Here is a 24,858-nt window from a genome sequence, read left to right as displayed (position 1 = left end):
ATAAAAGAAAATAAATAATTTTTGATTTATAATGCATTGATAGGATCTTTTTTCTTATGAAAAAGAGCAGGACTGTATAGCAATTAATTGTGTTATTACTTCCGATGCAAACTTGGATTTAACGTTTTATTTCACCTATAATTACGATTAGCATTGAAGTATTTTTTTATTTCAATTACTTTCTTAGTGTCATTAGAAATAATAAAAATCTTTGTTTACTATCAAATAGCGGTGAAATTTTTCATTTTTGTCTTAAATATATTAATGTATGGCAAACTATGTTAGCATATTATACTATATTGCTAACATACTCATCTTACTTTTGTTTTATCCGTTTTCCTATTTTTATCCATACTAGAAATTATGGCCTGTGGATTATAAGTTATTATAATAATTTACCATTACAGATATCATGAAAAATTCATGGAATGAATTGGTAATATCTCGATCTATTAAATGCTAACAGTCTGAATACCATACATCGCAGTCATTTCATGCAATGAGTAAACGCTATAATGAGCTTATATCATAAATATTTTTTATTAACTTAGGCCGTTGACAGAAATTTTTATAAGCTTGCTATCACATTCTGATGTTATTATATAGTCATTATGCAGCCGATATTAAAATGTATCAGACAAATGATACATTATTAAACAATACTATCATTCGTATAAGAATATTAGATTACCAATTTAGAGCATGGTACATTTGAATTTTAAAATCATGCAGTACATAATTTATTGTGAGTCACAATAGGTAATGATTATTATTTATAATATCATCATATATTTGATACAACCTTTTGTATGGATAAAATTATTATGGCGCAGTAGAAAAATACCTGCCTATAGACAGCGCTGGAAGGAACGTTATGGATTTTGTCAAGGAAAAGTAAAACCAGGTGGCATTGTGCTACATTCAGTTTCTGTTGGAGAAACGTTGGCATCCATACCATTAGTGCGTATTTTATGCCACCGTTATCCAATATTACCGATTACTATAACTACTACAACGCCTACCGCTTCTGCAAGAGTACTATCGGAATTTGAAAAGGATGATGTCCATCATGTCTATATGCCCTATGATCTTCCTGATGCTATAAGACGTTTTCTTGACTATGTAAAACCTAAGCTTGTGATTATTATGGAGACAGAACTATGGCCTAATTTAATTAAAGAATTACATCGTCGTCACGTTCTATTGATCATTGCCAATGCTCGCCTATCTTCTCGCTCTGCTGCTGGTTATAAAATATTTAATAGTTTCATCGCTGACATTATGCGTTGTATCACAGTTATTGTTGCTCAAAATAAAGACGATGGCGTCCGTTTTTTAGAATTAGGACTTCAGAAAAACCAGCTAGTAGTAACAAGTAATCTGAAATTTGACATCTCTATAACACCTAACTTAGCCATGCAAGCTACTATACTGCGCTACCAATGGGCATCTCATCGTCGTGTTTGGATTGCTAGTAGTACCCATAAAGGAGAAGAAATATTATTATTACAAGCACATCGTCAGCTTTTAATAACTTTTCCTGATTTACTTCTTATTTTAGTACCACGCCATCCTGAACGTTTTTCAGTAGCAAAGGAAATGACAATAGAAGCTGGTTTTAGTTACATTATGCGAAGTAGTGGTCATATTCCATCTAGACAAACCCAAGTTGTTGTAGGAGATACAATGGGTGAATTGATGTTACTGTATGGTATCTCCGATCTTGCCTTTATCGGAGGAAGTCTAGTGAAATATGGTGGTCATAATCCTTTAGAAGCAGCAGCACATGCTATTCCAATTTTAATGGGGCCACATATTATAAATTTTCTCGATATTTGTAAAAAATTAGAAGAAACTAATGGATTAATTACCGTAACTAATGTGACATCGTTGGTAAGTACTATTTCTATTCTGTTAAGTGACGAAAATTATCGTTTGTATTATGGCCGTCATGCAGTAGATGTTTTACATAAGAATAAAGGTGCGCTCCAACGCCTACTAAACTTAATAGAATTTTATTTGCCACGGAGTTAATGAAAATGTCAAAGAGAAAAACTCTATCGGTTGTGCTAATTACGCTTAACGAAGCAGCATTGCTATCAGATTGCTTAATGTCAGTAAATTGGGCTGATGAGATTATAGTACTAGATTCTGGAAGTCATGATGAGACATGTCATATCGCTAAACGAATGGGTGCACAAGTTTTTCAAATTACTGACTGGCAAGGTTTTGGTATACAACGTCAACGTGCTCAATCACTTGCTTGTAGTGATTATATCCTGATGATTGATGCTGATGAGCGTGTCACACCGCTATTACGTAATTCTATTCAACAAGTACTTCAACAGCCGATTATAGATGGAGTAGTGTATAGCTGTCTAAGATGCAATTATTTTCTGGGCCGTTTTATTCGCTATGGTGGATGGTATCCTGATCGAGTAATTCGGCTGTATGAACGAAAACATTATCACTATAATGTTCAACAAGTGCATGAATCATTAAGTACTGTGGATCATCCCAATATTGTCACTTTACAGGGTGATTTACAACATTTTACTGGTTATGATTTTATAACATTTCAGAAAAAACAACTGAAATATGCAAAATGCTGGGCACAAGAGCACGATCAAGTAGGATTTACATGTAGCCTATTTGCCGTTATTTGTCGTACTTATGGTGCATTTATTAACACTTGGATACTGCGTGCTGGTTTTCTAGAGGGTTCACATGGTTGGTTGCTTGCAATGATAAATGCTCAATATACTTTTAATAAGTATGCTACTCTATGGTCTTTAAATTATACTAGGAAAAGAAAAAATATATGATAAAAACAGCAATTTATCCTGGCACATTTGATCCAATGACAAATGGTCATTTGGATTTAGTGACTCGCGCTGCAAAGCTTTTCGATCAAGTAATATTAGCAATTTCTGATAGTACTAGAAAATGTCCTCTATTTGATTTATCTGAACGTGTAGCATTATCGACTCAAGTTATTGCACATTTAGCTAATGTCACAGTAATTGGATTTAACGAATTGCTTGTTAATTTCGCTCGTCGACAAAAAGCAACGATTTTAATCCGCGGATTGCGTATTGCATCGGATTTTGAATATGAAATGCAACTAACAAAAATGAATCGTTATTTGATGCCAGAGTTAGAAAGCATATTCATGATGCCAAGTGAATGTTGGTCCTTTCTTTCTTCTACGCTAGTTAAAGATATGGCACTTCATGGCGGAGATCTCAATTGTTTTTTACCTTTACCTTTTGCTAAAGAAGTTAGAATACGGCTATGTCCTTAAACAGGAAAATGATCATCCTGAAACTTGCAGTCATTCTATTTTTAGATGAATTCATTTTATTTAAACATATCATTTGATATCACTAAACGTTAATCCAGATTACTAGATTATTCGAATAAAATTTCGTTTTAAATGACGTGAAAAACTATGTTCATAACTTTTCTTTTAAAATACATATTGTATTAACTTATTTTATTAACTTATAGATTAGATAATGTGCGTTTGTTACTTCTTTTTTTTATAATATTTAAAATAATATATTAATTTATTCAAAGAATAGTTTTAAATAATATAAATTTATTTTCACTTTTAATAATACCTAACACTGTCTACTAAAGAGTAAGAAACAATCACCTTTTTTAAAGGTATAAATTTTAATATGGATTTTTTATAGGTTTTTATTTATTTTATTTAATTTTATTTTCTTTATAAATTACATGCTTTCGTTTGATTGGATCAAATTTTTTTAGTGAAATTTTTTCAGATTGATTACGTTTATTCTTCGTACAAGTATAGAAGTGGCCAGTACCCGAAGAAGAAATTAACTTAATTTTTTCTCGTACACCCTTAGCCATATTGTGTATCCTTAATGTTAATCGCTATTCAAATGAAGAGTAGATAAAATTATCTCTATCCCTTTTTTATCGATTATACGCATACCTTTTGCAGATAATCGTAGTGTAATGAAACATTTTTTACTTTCAATCCAAAAACGATGAGAATGTAAATTAGGTAGAAAACGACGTTTCGTTGCATTCATCGCATGAGATCGTTTATTTCCGTTCATCGGATGTTTGCCTGTAACCTGGCAGATTCTAGACATCTTTGATCTCCTCCAATTAATTAAATTATTTAAATGAGCTATAAAGTTAGTCAAATAATAATAAGCATTCTACTTTATTTTATAACATTTATAAAAAGATCACCTAATATAACACTATATAAAACGAACTATTTACAAAATAATTGGTCTTTTTTTCATAAGTATATCATACTTAATTCATGATTGCCTCAAATAACTAACAATCGAAAATTATACATCTTAATATATGTATGTTCAAATTTTGTTATGTATCGATAAATACCATGGTGACAACGACATTATCAAAAAAATATTTTTCTTTTATTAATTAACATTAGAATGATGATAATCGTAGATTTAATTACGATTGAGATCGTAGTGCTGCAAATTCTCCTAATCAAAAATGATTTACTTTAGCAAAGCTATTTATTTACAAAACATTATTTTTTTATTTTTATTATTTATAGTAATAGAACATTTTTACAGATTTATTTTTTTAAAAAACTCATTATCATTAATAATATGATGTTAAAAAATATAATTAACTACATATACATCATCAATATGATAATGTGTATGTAATAGTACATTATAGAATATATTAACGTCAAAACTAAGGTATACGTACATATTTGATATTACATATGAAATATGTACAACATGTTTCTAACTTAACTAATAGTAGCCGTCACTTTATTAAAACTTTCTGTTATTATCGTATACAATTGGATTACAATTGTATATTATTATATATTAACTATATATTAATGTATTTCATTAATTTTTTTGATACAATTGAAACTATAGACTATATGACTTTTAATAAGTAAGTACTTTGTGTTAGTGAACACAATGAATACTTGTAGTATGTTTTGATTCATTTTATTGACTGTTTATAAAATAAATGTTAATAGTTTTATGTTAAACACTTTTTATTTTATATAAAAGATGATGTTAGAATGATTACTTATCTAATTACGTTAGATCAGCATATCAGAATATGATTCATTCTGTGAATGATTATATTTATTTAATAAACTACATCTATATATATGTGATATATATCAAATTGCAATATTGGATTGTATATTAAATTTAATTGCTGTATTAACTTTTTAAATTACTATACATCAGCTCGATCTATGTAGTTTTTCAATCATTAAAAATTTGCTACGTTATAAGAAAAACCATGATAAAATAGTAAAAATCAATTTTATTTTATAATAAACAAATAAATCATACAAAATTAATGATATATTTCATGTTTTGTGTCATATTAAATTCTTTAATATACAAGTCTTAGATAATATCTGTAGATGCAATCAGTTTATTTCAAATATTTTGACTTATTTATATATAAATAAATATGGAAATCGGGAAATGGATATAGAGAATTTTAACTATCAAATATTAAAAATATGAAATATCTGATACTTAGATAACTAAAACAGTTGCTTTTAAACATCTAGGATTTTTTAATTTACTTCAAAACGCATTTTATTAATCTATCAGACTAAACTAACGATATTACATTATTCAACTCTGTAAACTAAAAATGCCATTTTCTTATTGAAAAAATAATTTATCTTATTTATGAAGTGTTATATGCATATTGTAGATACATTATCTATTTTGTTTAGTGTTGTTTATGAAGTAATTATGGTGCGTATTTATTAATATATTTGATCAATACATAGTATAGCGAAGTTATATAGCATGATTAAAAATCTCATAGACGATAAGCAATTGTCATTACTCTTGCGCTTTGCTAAATTTAGATATTGTAAAATTATAATATAACAATGATGCTAATTACATACTTAAAATTTAATAATATAATTATTTTTAAATATCTTATTTATTAAACTTGATACATAGTTACACTGACACAGTGATATAAGTTCAGATAAACACTATAACAATAAGCACAATTACAATTGTCAATTATAAAATAACATAATTGTCTTATTTAGATTTTTTCTAGAAATTAATAGAATAAAATATGAGAAAGAAGAATTATATTAGTATTAATTCTACTACATACATCGCATATATAATACTATTGTTTGATTTTTTAGTAAATAAACATTTTCTTATAATGTGGTTATGGTCTTTTTTTAATAAAATATGACATAAATTATTATTTATAAATACACTAGGATTTGATTCATTAATTAATTAAAACGTCAAGGCTACTGCTTTTCGACATAAGCAACTTTCTTCAATGAAAGGATATAAAATGATTAAGCTTGGAATTGTAATGGATCCTATTGCATCCATCAATATCAATAAAGACAGTAGTTTTGCTATGTTGTTAGAAGCACAACGTCGAGGCTATGAAATTCATTACATGGAAATAAGTTTTTTATATTTACGTGGTAACGACGCAAGAGCTTTTACTCGACTCTTATCAGTCAAAAAGGATGGTAATCCTTGGTATAATTTTTATAGCGATCAAGACATTAAATTAAACGAGTTAGACATAATATTAATGCGTAAAGACCCTCCTGTTAATACCGAATTTATATATGTTACTTATATATTAGAGCATGCAGAAGACAAAGGTGTATTAGTTGTTAATAAGCCACAAAATTTACGAAATTGTAATGAAAAAATATTTACATCTTGGTTTCCAAGATATATGCCAGACACTTTACTTAGTCAACGTTATGATCATATTTACGAATTTTGGAAAGAACACGGAGAAATTATATTAAAACCGCTTAATAGTATGGGAGGAAATTCAATATTCCACATTAAAGAAAACGATCCTAATTTCTCCGTTATTGTCGAAACATTGACCTGCTATGGTTGTTGTTTTTGCATGGCACAAGAATATTTGCCGGCTATAAAAGAAGGAGATAAACGAGTACTGATTATAGATGGTCAACCAGTGCCTTACTGTCTAGCACGTATTCCTAAACAAGGTGAAACTCGTGGTAATTTATCCGCTGGTGGATATGGAGAAGCTCGTTTTTTATCTAAGAGCGATCAGAAGATCGCTCATAATATAGCAAAAATATTGAAGAAAAAGGGATTGATTTTTGTAGGATTAGATATTATCGGAGATCGTCTTACCGAAATTAATATAACTAGTCCCACTTGTCTACGTGAAATTGAAGCAGCCTTTCCTATTTCAATTACTGGAATGTTAATGGAATCAATTGAAAAAAAATTGGCATTGAAACGATGATTAATTAAAATAAATATTGCCGTAATCTGATTACGCTTTCGGATAATCATGAATGTTCATTCTTTCTACATACTGAACATCTTTTTTTAAATCGACTTCACATTTTATAATTCAAATATGAATTTACAACACCATTTTCTTATAGCTATGCCTTCATTACAAGATCCATTGTTTAAACGATCAGTAATATATATCTGCGAGCATAATAGTAGCGGTGCGATGGGTATTGTAATCAACAAACCTGTTGAACACTTTACTATCGAAAATATATTACATAAACTCAAAATCATGCCTGAAGATCGTAATTTGGCTAATCAATTGAATCAACCAGTATTCGCTGGAGGACCATTAGCAGATGACCGTGGTTTTATCTTACATACGCCACGTGAAGGATTTGGATCAAGTATTGGTATTTCACCGCAAACCATGATCACTACATCTAAAGATGTTTTAGAAACGCTTGGTACTGCTGACCAACCTAATGATATATTAGTTGCATTAGGTTATTCTGGTTGGGGACAAGGCCATCTAGAGCGTGAATTACTTAATAATGCTTGGCTAACTATTCCTGCTGATAGCAAAATTATGTTTCATACACCTATTGCATTTCGTTGGTTTCAAGCTGCGCAAATGCTTGGTATCAATATTCATAATATTACAAATCAGGTAGGACATGCCTAATGAAGTACAGCGATATTATTATGGCGTGCGATTTTGGTCTAAAAAGCATAGGAGTAGCCATTGGTCAACATATAACTTGTACTGCCCAACCTCTGACAATATTTAAGGCTCGGAACGGCATGCCCAATTGGATATATGTAAAAAAAACCATTAATGAATGGCAGCCAAAAATAATAATAGTAGGACTACCATTAAACATGAATGGTAGTCAGCAATTTCTGACGATACGAGCACGAAACTTTGCCAATCAAATACACACTCAGTTCAGAATACAAACAATACTATATGATGAACGGCTTAGCACAGTAGAAGCCCGATCTAAACTTTTTGAACAAGGTGGCTATCGTGCTTTAAAAAAAAGTCAGGTAGATGCAACATCAGCGGCTATTATATTAGAAAGTTGGTTAAGGTAATTTATATTAGCATAATGAGTTTATGATATGAAATATAAAACATACCGATCTGATAATAACCTTGTTAAACCTTATGAATATGCTAAAATAGTATTTTTTATAAAAAAATGAAACAAGTTATATCAATACATCATACCATTTTATCATCGAGTTACAACATATACATAATATAATATACTCTATATGTATAATATAAAAACCACAGCGTGAACATTTCATCTTTTAATAATATTATTAAGTTAATTATATCAAATAATTATAATCTTTAAACTCTCGATATAATTCAATATAAGTAATAAAAATCATTAATTATTAAGACATACTATTATTATTCAATAATAATTTTTAATTAGCACTTTAAGTGATAGTAATGAAATATCTTTTTATTTTAAAACATTGTCCGTATAATGTATTTGTTATTAGATTATTAATATCCGTATAGAAATGTTAAAAGTTTTTCTGATTGGACATGCTACATACAAATACTGTTAAAAATATCATAGACATAAGAATCTTATAATAATATATCTCATTTATTCGATATTATTTATATAATATTATTGATCTTAAAGTATAAAATACTTTAATTTTATAATTATATACCTTATTATAATTAATAAGAAATATTTAGATCAAAATTAAATATATAATTATCTTTTTAAAGAACAGTGTGTATCTTTCAATATTAAATACTCTGAAAAATCTCTACTAGAAATTATTAAAGAATCTATTCTATCTAGGTTAAATAACTCATGAATAGTTGTTTCAATAGTACTATACTATTTATATGGTATATTTATTATTAAAAATTAAATTTTTGATTTAAAAATGGACTAAAATTAATATAGTCAATATAATTTTAAGATATTACAATATACACATAATACATATGTGCATTGTAATTACAAATAATAATTTAGTAGATATAATCTATTATCTATGTTATTAAATTATAAATCATACAATCCAGTTAATTATTAGCTAATATACTATCACTATGAATAATGAAAAAATAATTTGTATATTAAGTATTATAAAAAATAAATAGCTATTATCTATCTGTATTTTAGTTTTTTTATTTAAAATCCATTTATTTATTGATCAATGATATTGCAGTACTTAAAATAAGATAAGCATTAATTTAGCACTTTATATATTTAAATTATTTTAAATATAATTTAAAATATTTTAAGAAAAAAATGTAGTATTCTATACTAGAATACATAATTACATCATTATGTAAATGATTCTTATAATTTTATAATTTAAGGAAATCAATTGTACTTTTATACATATCATGTATTACATATTTAATTAAAATTTATTACTAATAATGTTTTTATAAATATCATTATATCTGAGCATTTAATGATGATGCTATCAATAGATAATGTTTTATACATTAACATACCAATTTAGACATACCCTTTAATAGATATTTTTGAAATATTCTTTAATCAAAGATTTTAATGCTAATTTATATTTAAAAGGATTAAAAAATTATATATTAAAATTAGGATAAGGATCTATTTTGTAATATGCTAAATTTAGCTTAGTATATTTAATAATATTCATTATATTATATCTAATTCTAGATAAAAGTTCATAATATGAGTAAACATTGTTATATGATCATCCTTTTAAATCAAAATTTAATATTTCTATTATATCAATGACCATACTCAATCTCTTTTTTTTAATGGAATATTTATATTAATAAATATATTAGATCTATAAGAAAATATAAGAATAAGATGTATTCATTGTATTTATAAAAATTATAAATAATTTTTATAAATTACCTGTTATAAACCTTTTTGAGGTTTCTCAATTATATACTTTGTATAGTAATTTTAATTATTGAGATAAAATTCAAAAAAATATGTTATGTCTTCCTTATAAAGAAGAATTTTTCTCTTTGTCAAAAAAGAACAAACACCATGTTTCGAACATACTAAAATTTACTTATATTTTATTATTGTTAATAGATACATCTATATTTTCCTATTTGTTTTCTATTTTCTTTTTGAATTGATATTTCAGGTATTTCACTGTAGTACAGACTTAAAATTCTACCTACATTTCAAAATGAATTTATATTATCAATTGAGTGTAATTCAGTAATTGACTTTCTTAATAGCATATACATATTCTATATGGTATATAATGCCATTATTCTAGTATAATATAAAATAATTAACAAATTTGATAAACAAATAATCTATTTGGATTAATTAATAGTTAATTATAAATAAAAATATTATATATTCTAATATTTATACATTATAAAATATATATATTGTATATATCTAACTATTTTAGTTACATGATAAATAATATATTTACTGTGTTTAAAATAAATTTTTAAATTTAAAATATACATATATTAGTTAAAAACTATCTTATTTTCAGACTTAAATAAATCTGTTAAAAGATCAGACCTATTATCAATTTATCATTTTTATATTTTAAAAATTTAAATATTATTTAGTATGTTTTATTTAAATAATTTATTATTTAACCATTTAAATTTAGCCATGTTATATTAATAACATAGTTATTAGAAATTAGTGATTATAATTATAATCATGAGATAAATATAAGTATAATAATGTTATATATATGACATTATTTAATAATTTTTTATTGAAAAATATTAAAGATAACTACTATTTTTGAATAAATTTAGATGAAAAACATTAGTTTGACTTTATAAAGTGAAGTAATTTAAATAAAAATAATGAAAGAATGAATATGTCTAATTTAATGAATTATGATGTCAATCATATTATTGAATATATGTAATAAAAGGTTTAATTCCAGTAAATTATCATGATTAATCAATCATTACTTTAAAAAATTTGTATATTTTATATAACAACAAAACCATTATTTTATCATTTGGCGATATACTATCGATAAAAGTAATGCATAGAAAATATTCTAATGTTTAATTGAACGGTTAGCTTTCTTTTGATTAACATGCTCCTTATATGTTATTATAGATGATTATAATTATCTATAATTCGAAATTCGAGTTTCTCTTAAACATTCGTAAAATGATATTATTTTTTTGGAAAATCTTTGATATATCAAAGATTGATAGTTATCAATAACAAGTTAATAGACAACACAATGTAACATTAATAACATTATTCCGTACTATACTGATAGTGAATAAATAATCATCTATAAGATCGAAACATTATTAATGTGATCGTAATCTAGCTTTATAAAAAAATGATCTACAATAAATTATTATTTTCAGTTATTAGCTTAATAAAATGTGATTATGATCATCGCATTAATACAAGAATTAAAAAATTGAAAAACCTTAAAGATTTTTAAATATGAATGTTATACTCTAAAGTCATGAATGAACTTTTAATTAAATCGTATTTTACTGTGGTAAATTTTATTCCTACATTTTTAACAAAAAAGCGTTCAATGTGAGGTTTTACTATGTTTTATCCGGATAATTTTGATGTCATAGTGATTGGTGGCGGTCACGCCGGTACGGAAGCAGCGATGGCATCAGCCCGTATGGGACGTCAAACCTTACTACTAACGCATAGAATAGATACAATTGGGCAAATGTCTTGTAATCCAGCAATTGGAGGTATTGGAAAAGGACATTTAGTAAAGGAAATTGATAGCATGGGAGGTCTTATGGCTCAAGCTATTGACCAAGCTGGAATACAGTTTAGAATACTAAATAAAAGTAAGGGACCGGCTGTTAGAGCTACTCGTGCGCAAGCCGATCGAGTTCTATATAAGCAAGCAGTGCGCTGTGCTTTGGAAAACCAATCTAATTTGCTGATCTTTGAGCAAGCTGTGGATGATTTGATCATCGAAGATAATCGAGTAATCGGCTCTATAACCCAAATGGGTGTAAAATTCCGCGCTCGCGCTGTCGTGCTGACTGTAGGTACTTTCTTAAGTGGTAAGATTCATATTGGTATGAATAATTATAGTGGTGGTCGAATAGGAGATCTTCCTTCTCTTTCGCTTTCGTATCGTTTGCGAGACTTACCATTTAGAATAAGTCGTTTAAAAACTGGTACTCCACCGCGTATTGACGTACGAAGTATTGATTTCTCTCAGCTCACTACTCAATATGGGGATACGCCGCTACCAGTATTTTCATTTCTCGGATCTATAGAACAACATCCAAAACAAGTGCCTTGTTACATTACTTTTACTAATAATAAGACACATGACATTATTCGAAAAAATTTAAATCGTAGTCCAATGTATGTTGGACTCATAAAGAGTGCTGGCCCACGATATTGTCCATCCATTGAAGATAAGGTTATACGATTTGCTGATCGTGATACTCATCAAATTTTTTTAGAACCAGAAGGGCTTAGCAGCAACGAAATTTATCCAAACGGAATTTCAACTAGTTTACCGTTCGATACACAGGTCGAATTTATTCACTCTATTCAAGGTCTAGAAAACGCACGTATCATACGGCCAGGTTATGCGATTGAATATGATTTCTTCGATCCACGAGATTTAAAATTAACATTAGAAAGTAAATTGATTGCAGGACTATTTTTTGCGGGTCAGATTAATGGTACCACTGGTTATGAAGAAGCTGCCGCTCAAGGTATGCTAGCTGGTTTAAATGCTGCTCTCTTATCTTCAGACAAGGAAGGTTGGTCTCCGCGGCGTGATCAAGCTTATTTAGGTGTATTAATCGATGATCTATGCACTCGTGGTACCAAAGAGCCTTATCGTATGTTTACTTCTCGTGTAGAATATCGTTTATTACTAAGAGAAGATAATGCTGACATTCGTTTAACAGAAATTGGCCGACGTTTAGGTATGGTAAGTGATATCCGTTGGGCACGTTTATGTACTAAATTAGATAATATTGAATATGAGCACCAGCGTCTTCGTGACATTTGGATACATCCTAATACTCAAGAAATAAAAAAGCTCAATAAAATACTTAAAAGTCCCTTAACACGCGAAGTTAATGGTGAAGAATTGCTACGCCGTCCAGAGATGCATTATTCACAATTAGTTAGTTTGGATCATTTCAGTCCAGCATTGACTGACAGTCAAGCTGCTCAACAAATTGAAATAAACATCAAATATCAAGGCTATATCTTTCGTCAAAAAGAGGACATTATCCGTCAGGTACGTAATGAACATACTCCATTACCAATGGATATGGATTTTAGTATTATATCGGGACTATCTAATGAAGTAATTGCTAAATTAAATGATTATAAGCCAAATTCTATCGGCCAAGCATCTCGTATTTCTGGTATCACACCAGCAGCAATTTCCATTTTATTAATTTGGTTGAAAAAAAATGGCATGTTACATCAACACACTGAATAAAAACAAGATTGCTAATAATATTAGCTAAATGAAATCTTGAAATCGTGATGATTATCATATAGTTAATAGTTAATAGAAATTGGAATAAAAAATTAGCAGTGTTTTTCAAACATAAATAACGTCACATTGTGAATTGTATTAACATGAAATAATCATGTGTATGTAAAACAAATATTTTGATTAAATGTATTTTTTATGGTTATACAATATAATTACTATATAAATATCTTGTGGTCATTATTTATCAGCATATAAAAACGTATTTTATTTTTAATTTAAAATTAATTAGATATCAAAAAATATAAAAATTGTATCAGTTTACCATAATAATCAATTATATTCATAAATCAATATTTAATGTAGTTAAATAACTATATTTAAAATTACTTAAAATTAAGAATGGTATTATTTTTTACATCATTATGTTAGATTCTATGTATTTTAAATAATAGTAATATAGAAATTTAACGTGAAATTTATAATAGTAGAGGTTTCTCTATCCATGTTATGTATTCATTAATATTAAGCACTACTATATATTTGAAATAAGTAAGAATTTTTCTATATTTGAAATAAGTAAGAATTTTTCTTTTAAGCCACTAGTAAATTAAAACAATTTAGTAAATTTCTTGAATATTCAATCAAACAAAATAAAAAGTATGCATTACTTTTTATAAGTAGTCACTATATTCTATAATTTGATATTTCATATCAATGAAATAGATCGAGTATGATTTTCGTTTTCTTGGATACCATAATGGCGAAGCATAGCTTTAATATGTGGTTTACGGCCGCGAAAACGTATAAAGAGTTCCATTGGATCTTCAGATCCACCACGTGAAAGAATATTATTAAGGAATGATTCGCCAGTTGCTCGATTGAAAATTCCTTCTTCCTCGAATCGAGACCAAGCATCTTCCGCTAATAGATCAGCCCATAAATAACTATAATATCCTGCTTCATATCCTCCAGAGAAGATATGACTAAAAGTATGTGGTAATCTCTCCCATTCCATATTTGAAAGCACAGATACTTGTTTTTTTACTTTTATTAGCGTTTCCAGAACGCGTGGTCCTTGTGTTGGTCGATATTGATAATATATGTATAAGTCAAATAAACTCAATTCAATTTGGCGAAGGATGAATAAAGCTGCTTGAAAGTTTCTTGATTTTAATAAATTACTTAGAATTTGTTTAGGTAGAGGTTCTTTAGTTTGATAATGACCAGAAATAAATGTTAAAGCATCGGATTGCCAGCAGTAATTTTCCATAAATTGACTTGGTAGCTCTACTGCATCCCATGGGATTCCATCCATGCCAGAAACTCCTGGAGTATCAATACGGGTTAATATATGATGTAAGCCATGTCCGAATTCATGGAATAATATTATAACTTCGTTATGAGTTAATAATGTTGCTTTTCCGTCTATCGGATGATTACAATTACAAGTGAGATATGCCACTGCTGTTTGAAGTGTACCATCTGCTTTACGCATCGTTCCTATACACGAATCCATCCAAGCACCACTACGTTTATTATCACGAGCGTACAAATCTAAGTAAAAACTACCACGCAGTTCACCCGATTCATCAAAAAGATCGAAAAAACGGACATCAGGATGCCATACTTCAACTGCACGTTCCTTAGCTGTAATTCCATAAATACAATTTATTATTTTAAATAAACCACTAATTACTTGATTTTCTGGAAAAAATAATTTGACTGTTTCATCATTAATACAAAATAAATGCTGTTTTTGTTTTTCACTGTAATAGACTAAATCCCATGGTTCTAACACTTTACAATGAAAGTGTTGTTTTGCGAAAGCATGTAGCTGTTCTATTTCATTTTTGCCTTTTGGATATGCTCGTTTTAAAAGATCCATAAGAAAACTAATCACTTGATCAGGACTATTAGCCATTTTTTTAACTAGAGATTTATCAGCATAACTGTCAAAACCTAGTAATTGTGCTAATTCATAGCGTAAAATTAACATCTCATTTATAATTGGACCGTTATCCCATTGACCAGCATGTGGTCCTTGATCAGATGCACGAGTATTATACGCGTAATACAACTCTTTTCTTAAGGTAATATTATCGCAATAAGTAAGTACTGCTAAATAACTAGGAATATCTAACGTTAATAACCATCCTTCCATGTTGTAAGTTTTTGCCCGTATCCGAGCAAGATTTTTATTGTTTTCCGGCATACCAATTAATAGTTGTTCATCAGTTATCAGTTTATTCCATCCTTTAGTTGCATCTAGTATATTATTATTATAGGTTGAGCTTAACTTAGAAAGTTGTGCAACAATTTTCCCGTATCGCTGTTGTTTTTCAACAGGTAATGTGATCCCAGACAATTCAAAATCACGTAATGTATTATCAACTGCTTTTTTTTGTGCTACGCTTAATTGCATATAATGTTGTCCAGAATGTAGATTCTGGTAAGCTTGATATAGACCCTTGTGTTGTCCTACCCATGTACTGTATTCAGATAATATCAACAAACTTTGTTCATACACTTTACGCAGTTCTAAACTATTTTGAACAGCGTTTAAGTGCTCTATTGGAGCCCAAATACGACTAAGGTGGTCATTGACTTCTGCTAGTGGTTGACATAAGTTATCCCATGTAACCGGACCAAGCTGTTCTACAATATGTTCAATCTTATTATAACAGTGCTTGAGTGTGTCTTGTATTGCAGGTAAAACATGTTCAGGACGGATAGAAGAAAAAGGAGGTAATGAATACATAGTGAGTAATGGATTAGTCATAGCTAAAATAGCCTTAGTTACCTTGAGAAAATAATAGTATAAGAATGTACACGAAGTTAATGATGGTTAAAACCAATATAAACTATAGCATTGATTTGAATATGATAAGGCAATTTAATGAGAACTGATTTCTATCATAATTTAGATATCCAAAAATTGTTGAGTATAGCATGTTTTATAAATTTACTTAGTTTAATAATAGAGCATTAATTTGACCAAGTTATTCAATTAATTAGTTACTCGCTAATTTATATTGAATCAATTAGCATTGATATATTATTCCATGTCAAAATAATACGTTATATTATAAATATTACCACTGTTAGATAAGTATAGATATTATTTTTAATAATATAGTCATATTAAAAGATATCTTCCAGAAAAAAGATACAGTATAGAATGTATAAAAATAAAATTTCTAGAAATATGTAGAATATATTCTTTATATATTCATTAACAATTAAGTGATTTTGCGGATATTCATGACATTGATAATGTTTAAAAAAATCATTATCAATTCTAGTAGTTATAATTTTTTATTAAAAATATTCCAAATTTAGCTATCATTTTCAATGATTAAACTAAAGTTATATCAGCTATCTGCCAAGGATAAATTAATTCAACAACCCAAGTATCGAAAAAGATAAGATATTATATATTTTTGCGATTTATAAAAATATCTATTCCTTTTAGTCTGAGATCTCCAACAATCCTTTCATCTGACAGAATGGGACAGAACCACATTAGTCAATGCATTGATATAGTTTACTGTGTTATATAAAACATATATACACACCATATATAGTATTAATATTTTTGATATTCACTTTTTTTACTTTATGAATGTATTAATCTTAATTATATGATTACCGTCTCGTTCAAATGAAAATATTAGAAAAATTAGAATATACAAAACGATTTGAAAACATCGAGCTAATTAATAACGTATGAAGTAAATTTATTTATACATTTTTTGAAAAAGACTCAATAATGAAAGCATAGGATATATTATTACTGTGTGAATTGTTCATATAACACTTTTAATTATTATTAATTTTCTATTACCATAGTTAATAGTGCGCACTACCAATATTGTATTATCTAATTAATATTGCATGAAAAACATAAGAAATCGTACTGATCCTAAATAAAAGTAATACTAATAAATTACGAAAAAATCACTACCAAATTATAGAATTAAATCGATCTCATGAAAGCTAAAAAAATCATCAATAATAATTTTATTATTAGTAACGATTTCGTATACTACGGTATCATCATGAACTCATTTTAGACATCTATACTTTATAGCAAAACACTGAAAAATTTTAATCTAAGTAATCAACTTTGACAAAGTATTCTATACAATAAAAATATTGTATAGTAAGATCAAAATCTTTAATATAAAATGTTATTTTCAATAATATTGATACGTAAACAGGACAATCTACTTTTTTTTATGTATTTCATATTTTATTTTATAAAAATAAATAACTTACTTTTTAAGTATTAAATCATATTAAAATACATAGATTATATCCATATCTGATATATGCATAATCATTAAAAAAATAAATCATAGATGTTAATCTAAGTAAATTATCGATAAAATTATTAAGAACTATAAGTTCTTATTTATTTCATAGAAAATTTAATAATATATACGAAATTCCTCATACATAATTTATACAACTTAATTTATATATTAAGATTAATTTTTATTTTATTTATTTATTTTTTCAATTAGATATTGAAGAACATTGTTCTTGCTCAGAACATTTCCATGAGATTATATCTCTCTTTTTAAAATTCGTTTTTCAAAGAATTTACATATCATGTAATATGATAGATCTAAATTAAAAACTACCAAATATTTATTATATAGTGATATAGTTATATTATCTCCATAATCAGGTTAATATCAAAAATATTTTGATTTCTTTCAAATTGAATTTAATTAATTTGTAAATTCTTATTTATTAAATTAGTTATCATACATGGTGTATGATATTAAAAGTAAAAATATAGAAACAACTGAAATGTTGTCATCAATTTCCTTTTAGTACAATCTGTGAACTAATGATGGTATTGTTCTAATTATCATAATATATTAAAATTCATATCGTACTGTCAATACTACAAGAGCATTGTAGAAATTATTAATCATATTATTTTATCCTACTGATAATAAATAGGTGATCATAGTATACTGGTTTTCTTATTGTTATACAGTACTGTATGAGCGACACACAGCCAGCTTAGCTACAATAATTAATTGTTTTACTACATCTTTCTATATAAACCCTAAATACATTCTTCTGTAAATTAACTTAAAATCTAAAATACAAACATACTATGATATTAAGTATTAATTATATCCTATATTACAACTCAATGAGTTGTTGTATTTGATTAAGTTTCGCACTGGATTGATAATATTGTTCAGAGTTAGACGACATTGCTTTTTTTATGATAATATAAAATATTACCTAATTTTTTTATTTTCTAATTTCTCATTAGAAGATACTGGATAATTTATCCATACTTTTCCTGAAGCTATTTCCGGTGATTCGACTGCACTAGTAAGCGGGACCGGAGATTTTAATAGATAACATTCATCATGATATCGGCGTCGACGCTGACCACTGACACGTAAATGACGAGGAGAACGGCGTGAACGACGAGGAACACTTGATTTATTTTTAAAATGACCATCACTAATTGTAGTGCCATCTGACATGGCATCACAATTATGATATATATCATGTATATTCTCCTTTTGATTATCTATAGCAACGTTAAATACATTAGTGGCATGTTCTGTCATTTTATTAGAAAATGAGGATGAAGATACAGTATCTGAATCTAGATGAAAATTTTCATTTAACATAACATATTGATGTTTCGACTGATCTTGAATTAATTCACCTTCATTATTTCTACTAGAAATGCTAAGTTCTGTTTTAATATCACCAGATGATACTGATCTTATAGTTTTTTTATCCGGCATTTTACAATCCTGGCGCAATAATATTTTGTCTTTTTGTACTATATTTACAATTTTATCTTCTGTTATTGTCATTTTAATTGGTGCTGGAGGATATTTATAATTCAAATGTTCTTTAATTCCTTGAGATTCATATGGCAAGGAAGAATATTCTTGTTTGATATGATGTTGTGCAGAATCATTCTGATTAGAATGTTTGTTTTTTTGGTGTTGGTCATAATAAGATTCATGGGATAATATCGACGAATTTTCTGATGTATCTACAATTATTTTTTTAGATATATTAATATTTTTCGGATTTAATAACACATTAATAAATGATTTTAATCTAGCTAATAACCGATTAAACAAACTACAAGTTATATAAGTTTTTTTAACAATGATAGCGTTATCCATAGAAGTTTTATCGTTGATTAGTGAATCTGGCAGTATGTCAAAAGATTCTAATGCTGCTGGTTTCGTAGATCGTTTATGTTCTGTCTTCAAAATATCCTCAGAAATATGAGTTATTGCAGATTCATGAAATTGTGGTAACCTATAACTCAAAGTGGACGATTCCTCTCCTTTGCGTATACGTAATACTGAATAATGCGGTGTCTGCATTTGATCATTTGGTACAATAATTGCTCGGATTGATCGTACCGCACCTTGGCGTTTCTCAATTTCATTAATAGCATCACGTTTTTCATTAAGAAGATAGGATGCGATAGGCACTGGTACAATAGCATGCACTGCATAAGTATTTTCTTTTAATGCTTCTTCTTCAATTAACCGTAAAATTGAGAGAGAAAGCGATTCATTATCACGGATTGTGCCAGTACCGTTACAACGAGGACATATATGATGACTTGATTCACCTAACGATGGGCTCAGACGTTGACGAGAAAGTTCAAGTAATCCAAAACGAGATATTCGGCCGATCTGAATTCGAGCACGGTCCTGCAGTACTGCTTCACGTAAATAATTTTCTACTTCGCGCTGGTGACGTATAGGTGTCATATCAATAAAATCAATCACAATTAAACCACCTAAGTCTCGAAGACGTAGCTGACGTGAAATTTCATTGGCTGCTTCCAAATTAGTATTTAAGGCAGTTTCTTCAATATCACCACCACGGGTTGAACGAGCAGAATTGATATCAATAGCGGTTAAAGCTTCGGTAGTATCGATCATAATCGAACCACCAGAAGGCAATCGTACCTCATGCTGAAAAGCTGATTCAATTTGAGATTCTATTTGATAATAGCTGAATAGGGGAATTTCACCGTTATATAATTTAATCTTACTGGTAAAGTCTGGACGACCTAAAGAAGCGATATGCTCCTTTGCTAAATCTGTGATTTTTGGATTATCGATTAAAATTTCTTCTATATCAGGACGTAAATAATCGCGAAACGTACGGATAACAACATTGCTTTCTTGATGAATTAAAAACGGTGCAGGACGTGCTTCAGCAGCTTTTTTGATAGCCTGCCAATGTTTAAGACGAAAGTCTAAATCCCATTGCAATGCTTCAGAAGATTTTCCAACACCAGCTGTACGAATAATTAAGCTCATGCCATCTGGAAGTTCCAGCGAAGATAAAACTTCTTTTAACTTAGTACGGTCATTTCCTTCGATACGGCGCGAAATTCCACCTGAACGAGGATTGTTTGGCATCAAAACAAGATAACTGCCAGCAAGACTAATGAATGTTGTAAGTGCAGCTCCTTTATTACCTCGTTCTTCTTTGTCGATCTGCACAATAATTTCTTGACCTTCCCGAATCACATTTTTAATATTAAATCGACTGTGGGTAGTAATTGGTAAAAGGAAATATTCGCAAGAGATTTCTTTTAAAGGTAGAAACCCATGGCGTTCTTCGCCATAATCTACGAATGCTGCTTCTAAACTAGGTTCGATACGGGTAATTTTACCCTTGTAAATACTACCTTTTTTCTGCTCATGACCTAAACTTTCAATATCTAAGTCATATAGTTTCTGACCATCCACAAGAGCTACACGAAACTCTTCTTGTTGAGTGGCATTAATTAACATTCTTTTCATTGGAACTTACTCATATTACACATTGGCATTAGAACTAACTGTAAGAGAAAACTTCATATTTATATAATTACCGAATATTACATTTAGAATAAACACGTCCAGTCCAATCATTATTGCTTACTGTAATTATATTATTTTAGTACTCTTCTTTTTTTAAAAGCAATATTATTCGCCATTAAAGCATTATAATGAATAATAATTCAGCACAGATTCCTTTTACCGATTAAGCTGAAACAGCTATAATTATCTGATAAACCATCAGCAGTTTGTTTACATGCTAAAGTTAAATCCAGTCAATTCATAGTTCTTCGATTACATGTCTGTATATAAAGACGTAAAAAACAAATATATTATTTCATTGCTACCTTACATATAAAAAGACGACTTTCATTATCGATGATATATTCCTAGATAATATAATGATGACTTTCTACGTTAAAGTAAAATAGGATAACTAATTTAGATTTAGATAAAGTGTTGTGCTTATAAAAATATAGTTAGTTATTATGACAAAAAAACAACACTATTCTATAGATTTAAAGGTATATTTGGAATTTTTTCAATGAAAAGTAATGAATCGAATGTATATTTTATCACCATATCTGAAAATGAATCTGATCAACGAATTGACAATTTTTTACATAAACATTTAAAAGGAGTTCCAAAAAGCATGGTGTATAGAATCATGCGTGAAGGTGAAGTACGCGTCAATAAAAAAAGAATACAACCTAAATATAAATTGCAATATGGTGATGAAGTGCGTATTCCACCATTACGTCAATCAAAAGAATTATTGCCTATTCCTATTAATTTGACGAGCATCACAGCTTTGAATAAGGCCATTCTTTACGAAGATAATTTTTTACTTGTTTTAAATAAACCTTCTGGTATAGCTGTACATGGTGGAAGCGGATTAAATTTCGGTATTATCGAATGTTTACGTGTGCTACATCGTCATACAAAATTTTTAGAATTAGTGCATCGTCTGGATCGAGATACGTCGGGAGTGCTTTTATTAGCCAAGAAGCGTTCAGTTTTATGTTCATTACACGAACAATTATGCAATAATCGAATAAAAAAAGATTATTTGGCATTAGTACGTGGTCATTGGAAAGATCATGTAAAAACAGTTAACGCTCCATTATTGAAACAAACTCTTTCCTATGGTAAGAGAATAGTGCAGGTTAATAGAAATGGTAAACCTTCAGAAACCCATTTTAAAGTAAGTGAACGATTTACTTTGGCTACACTACTTAAAGTAAATCCAATCACAGGACGCACTCATCAAATTCGAGTGCATAGCAAACATGTTGGTCATCCTGTTGCGTTTGATAATCGTTATGGCGATAAAATTTTTGATCAGCAGTTAACTGGATGTGGTTTGAATCGATTATTTCTACACGCAACCGCACTACAATTCAGACACCCGAACAGTGGAAAAATGATATATATTGAAGCACCTTTAGATGCATCATTACATCGTTGTCTGCAATATCTTCGTCAACATTTTCAATAAAATTGCAATTATTTTATTTCAAGATTATAGATAGCAATCTATTAAAATCATTTCAATAGTACAAATATATGCTGAGTGCCTTACTGATGTTATATGTGACATCAAGCAATTAAATATATTCTCGATACTGAATTTCTGATCAATAAAATTGACTGTTCTAATCCTAAACTTAGGAAAGTTAAATATTTTAACATCAAAAAATCATTTATATAGCTTAAGCTTAATGAGCTGTGATATATATACGCCACTAATGCTATGTTTTCGAATAAAATATTCGGTATACATGATTCATCAATGGTTGGTGTTAATATCAATTAAAATTTAGTGATATACACTACTACCTGATATCTATTCAGATTAAAATATTCAATATTTTACATCAAAAATCTGGATAATATATCTAAATACGTTATAATATGAAAATTTCATTAATCAAAATACAAAAATATCAATTTCACTATAACAGTAAAAATATATCTGCTTTATTATTATAATGGCTAAATAAATTAATTATTTATAAAATCATTTAAAATTACTTATCTGTTGCAGAATCATATTAAAACATAGTAATTTAACTTATGCTTATTTCATGAGCATAAGCGGTAAAAAAATAATTAGATATTTTATTCATTGCATGTTATGCATAACATGCATATGAGTTATGTAAAAAATAAAAGTATCTTAAATTTTGATTAAGTTATATCGTTTTATATGTTTTTGAATTACATAAATACTTTCATCTTAAGATGTAAAATTGATTTTGAAAAATATAGAATTCTAATATTTTATAAAGGTATCATGGCGTGAAACCTATACTATATAGTTAAAACAGTGTATGTAATACATTATTGTTAATATGACATATCCGTGCGGTATTAAATGTAAACTTTTAATTTGTTATTTATAACAAAATAAAAAGTAATATCAAGCATATATGATTGTTTAATTTTAGTTAAAATCATAAGCAATAATAATGAAATCTTTCATGTTGGAAAAAATCTGTATTTAAGACATTGTCAAAAAAATCTTGAAATAAAAAGTATGAAAAACGTTCGATTGTTCTTACGTGATCTATCGTAACGTTGCAATATCTAAGATATTAAACAATCTCTTAGAAAAATAGAATTCGATATATTCTATTCGAATAGGTAAAATTTTTCTAATTAGAACATTGAAAATTTGCATCACTAAGGAATAAGTTCATGGCTGTGCAAAAAAATAAATCTACTCGTTCAAAACGAGGGATGCGTCGTGCTCACGATGCTTTAAATACCGCACTATTAACTTTAGATAAAATGTCTGGCGAACAGCATTTACGTCATCATATTACCGTTACTGGTTTCTATCGCGGTCGTAAAGTTATTGTAAAGTGATTTTCAAGATAATGTTTTTAAAACCTCTAATCTAAGTAATAATGTTTACATTAAATCTTTAAGTAGTAATTATAAATACCATAGAAATTATTCTGTCAATATGGATATAAAATGGATATAAAGAAGAGTCTTGTTATTCATACTGAATGTTTCTAGTTTTTTTAAACTATCTAAAAATCGATTCATTAATACAAAAATTTATTCTATTCTTTTTAAATAAAGAAAGGACGATTATTTGTTTGTAATATTGCTATCTAATTGCGTTAATATGTACAATACGTAAATACATGTTAAGCATAACGACACATACATACTACATAAAGTGATTCATTAGTTTGAAAACTATCCATCAGTATGTGCACTCAAGCATCGATAGATAAATTATTAAA

12 protein-coding genes and 1 pseudogene are annotated in these 24,858 nt (G+C 28.1%); 9 read left to right on the top strand and 4 right to left on the bottom strand.

Annotated features, from left to right (window positions below; translation table 11 throughout):
- The first annotated feature begins 762 nt into the window (after nt 1-762).
- From waaA to coaD, 3 genes are read left to right on the top strand one after another with little or no spacing between them, the layout of a single operon-like run.
- On the top strand, nt 763-2,034 hold the full coding sequence (gene waaA / locus ACICP0_RS01155) for a lipid IV(A) 3-deoxy-D-manno-octulosonic acid transferase (RefSeq protein WP_395480122.1): 1,272 nt from the start codon (nt 763-765) through the stop codon (nt 2,032-2,034).
- A 5-nt stretch (nt 2,035-2,039) separates the two neighbouring features.
- Nucleotides 2,040-2,825, top strand: a complete 786-nt coding sequence (locus ACICP0_RS01150; protein WP_395480121.1) for a glycosyltransferase family 2 protein — start codon at nt 2,040-2,042, stop codon at nt 2,823-2,825.
- Nucleotides 2,822-3,304, top strand: a complete 483-nt coding sequence (gene coaD, locus ACICP0_RS01145; protein ID WP_395480120.1) for a pantetheine-phosphate adenylyltransferase — start codon at nt 2,822-2,824, stop codon at nt 3,302-3,304. The genes ACICP0_RS01150 and coaD overlap by 4 nt, the downstream gene beginning before the upstream one ends.
- 407 nt (nt 3,305-3,711) lie before the next feature.
- On the opposite strand, the gene rpmG is transcribed toward coaD, so the two are convergent.
- Nucleotides 3,712-3,879: a 50S ribosomal protein L33 gene (rpmG, locus tag ACICP0_RS01140; RefSeq protein ID WP_395480119.1), complete on the bottom strand. Its 168-nt coding sequence runs from the start codon at nt 3,877-3,879 to the stop codon at nt 3,712-3,714.
- 17 nt (nt 3,880-3,896) lie between these two features.
- Nucleotides 3,897-4,127, bottom strand: coding sequence for a 50S ribosomal protein L28 (rpmB, locus tag ACICP0_RS01135; RefSeq protein ID WP_395480118.1), 231 nt, complete (start codon nt 4,125-4,127; stop codon nt 3,897-3,899).
- A 2,218-nt stretch (nt 4,128-6,345) separates the two neighbouring features.
- On the opposite strand from rpmB, the gene gshB reads away from it, so the two are divergent.
- From gshB to mnmG, 4 genes are all read left to right on the top strand, one after another.
- Nucleotides 6,346-7,299 (top strand): glutathione synthase, encoded by a 954-nt coding sequence (gshB, locus tag ACICP0_RS01130; RefSeq protein ID WP_395480117.1) that lies wholly within the window; start codon nt 6,346-6,348, stop codon nt 7,297-7,299.
- Between the two features lie 117 nt (nt 7,300-7,416).
- The gene (locus ACICP0_RS01125) at nt 7,417-7,980 is read left to right on the top strand and encodes a YqgE/AlgH family protein (RefSeq protein ID WP_395480116.1); all 564 of its coding nucleotides are present in this window, start codon (nt 7,417-7,419) and stop codon (nt 7,978-7,980) included.
- On the top strand, nt 7,980-8,393 hold the full coding sequence (gene ruvX / locus ACICP0_RS01120) for a Holliday junction resolvase RuvX (RefSeq protein ID WP_395480115.1): 414 nt from the start codon (nt 7,980-7,982) through the stop codon (nt 8,391-8,393). The genes ACICP0_RS01125 and ruvX overlap by 1 nt, the downstream gene beginning before the upstream one ends.
- Nucleotides 8,394-11,855: 3,462 nt before the next feature.
- On the top strand, nt 11,856-13,748 hold the full coding sequence (gene mnmG, locus ACICP0_RS01115; protein WP_395480114.1) for a tRNA uridine-5-carboxymethylaminomethyl(34) synthesis enzyme MnmG: 1,893 nt from the start codon (nt 11,856-11,858) through the stop codon (nt 13,746-13,748).
- Nucleotides 13,749-14,454: 706 nt separating this feature from the next.
- Here the strand turns inward: mnmG and prlC are convergent.
- Both prlC and rne read right to left on the bottom strand, forming a co-directional pair.
- Nucleotides 14,455-16,527 carry an oligopeptidase A gene (prlC, locus tag ACICP0_RS01110; RefSeq protein ID WP_395480113.1) on the bottom strand — a complete coding sequence of 691 codons (2,073 nt, stop codon included), beginning with the start codon at nt 16,525-16,527 and terminating at the stop codon, nt 14,455-14,457.
- A 2,521-nt stretch (nt 16,528-19,048) separates the two neighbouring features.
- A pseudogene (gene rne, locus ACICP0_RS01105) lies at nt 19,049-21,580 on the bottom strand (ribonuclease E); the annotation flags it as partial.
- A 562-nt stretch (nt 21,581-22,142) separates the two neighbouring features.
- Between rne and rluC the strand changes: the two are divergent.
- Both rluC and rpmF read left to right on the top strand, forming a co-directional pair.
- Nucleotides 22,143-23,096 carry a 23S rRNA pseudouridine(955/2504/2580) synthase RluC gene (gene rluC, locus ACICP0_RS01100; protein ID WP_395480112.1) on the top strand — a complete coding sequence of 318 codons (954 nt, stop codon included), beginning with the start codon at nt 22,143-22,145 and terminating at the stop codon, nt 23,094-23,096.
- Nucleotides 23,097-24,298: 1,202 nt separating this feature from the next.
- On the top strand, nt 24,299-24,469 hold the full coding sequence (rpmF, locus tag ACICP0_RS01095) for a 50S ribosomal protein L32 (protein WP_395480111.1): 171 nt from the start codon (nt 24,299-24,301) through the stop codon (nt 24,467-24,469).
- Nucleotides 24,470-24,858: the final 389 nt, after the last annotated feature.

This window comes from Candidatus Curculioniphilus buchneri endosymbiont of Curculio glandium (genome assembly GCF_964275155.1).
GTDB lineage: Bacteria > Pseudomonadota > Gammaproteobacteria > Enterobacterales > Enterobacteriaceae > Curculioniphilus > Curculioniphilus buchneri.
This window is presented reverse-complemented; position numbering and strand designations above follow the sequence as displayed.

Bases quoted from the DNA above. Each gene is read 5' to 3' on its own strand.
- rpmF (WP_395480111.1), top strand. From the start codon at position 24,299: ATGGCTGTGCAAAAAAATAAATCTACTCGTTCAAAACGAGGGATGCGT.
- rpmG (WP_395480119.1), bottom strand. From the start codon at position 3,879: ATGGCTAAGGGTGTACGAGAAAAAATTAAGTTAATTTCTTCTTCGGGT.
- gshB (WP_395480117.1), top strand. From the start codon at position 6,346: ATGATTAAGCTTGGAATTGTAATGGATCCTATTGCATCCATCAATATC.
- prlC (WP_395480113.1), bottom strand. From the start codon at position 16,527: ATGACTAATCCATTACTCACTATGTATTCATTACCTCCTTTTTCTTCT.
- coaD (WP_395480120.1), top strand. From the start codon at position 2,822: ATGATAAAAACAGCAATTTATCCTGGCACATTTGATCCAATGACAAAT.
- mnmG (WP_395480114.1), top strand. From the start codon at position 11,856: ATGTTTTATCCGGATAATTTTGATGTCATAGTGATTGGTGGCGGTCAC.
- ruvX (WP_395480115.1), top strand. From the start codon at position 7,980: ATGAAGTACAGCGATATTATTATGGCGTGCGATTTTGGTCTAAAAAGC.
- ACICP0_RS01125 (WP_395480116.1), top strand. From the start codon at position 7,417: ATGAATTTACAACACCATTTTCTTATAGCTATGCCTTCATTACAAGAT.
- waaA (WP_395480122.1), top strand. From the start codon at position 763: ATGATTATTATTTATAATATCATCATATATTTGATACAACCTTTTGTA.
- rluC (WP_395480112.1), top strand. From the start codon at position 22,143: ATGAAAAGTAATGAATCGAATGTATATTTTATCACCATATCTGAAAAT.
- ACICP0_RS01150 (WP_395480121.1), top strand. From the start codon at position 2,040: ATGTCAAAGAGAAAAACTCTATCGGTTGTGCTAATTACGCTTAACGAA.
- rpmB (WP_395480118.1), bottom strand. From the start codon at position 4,127: ATGTCTAGAATCTGCCAGGTTACAGGCAAACATCCGATGAACGGAAAT.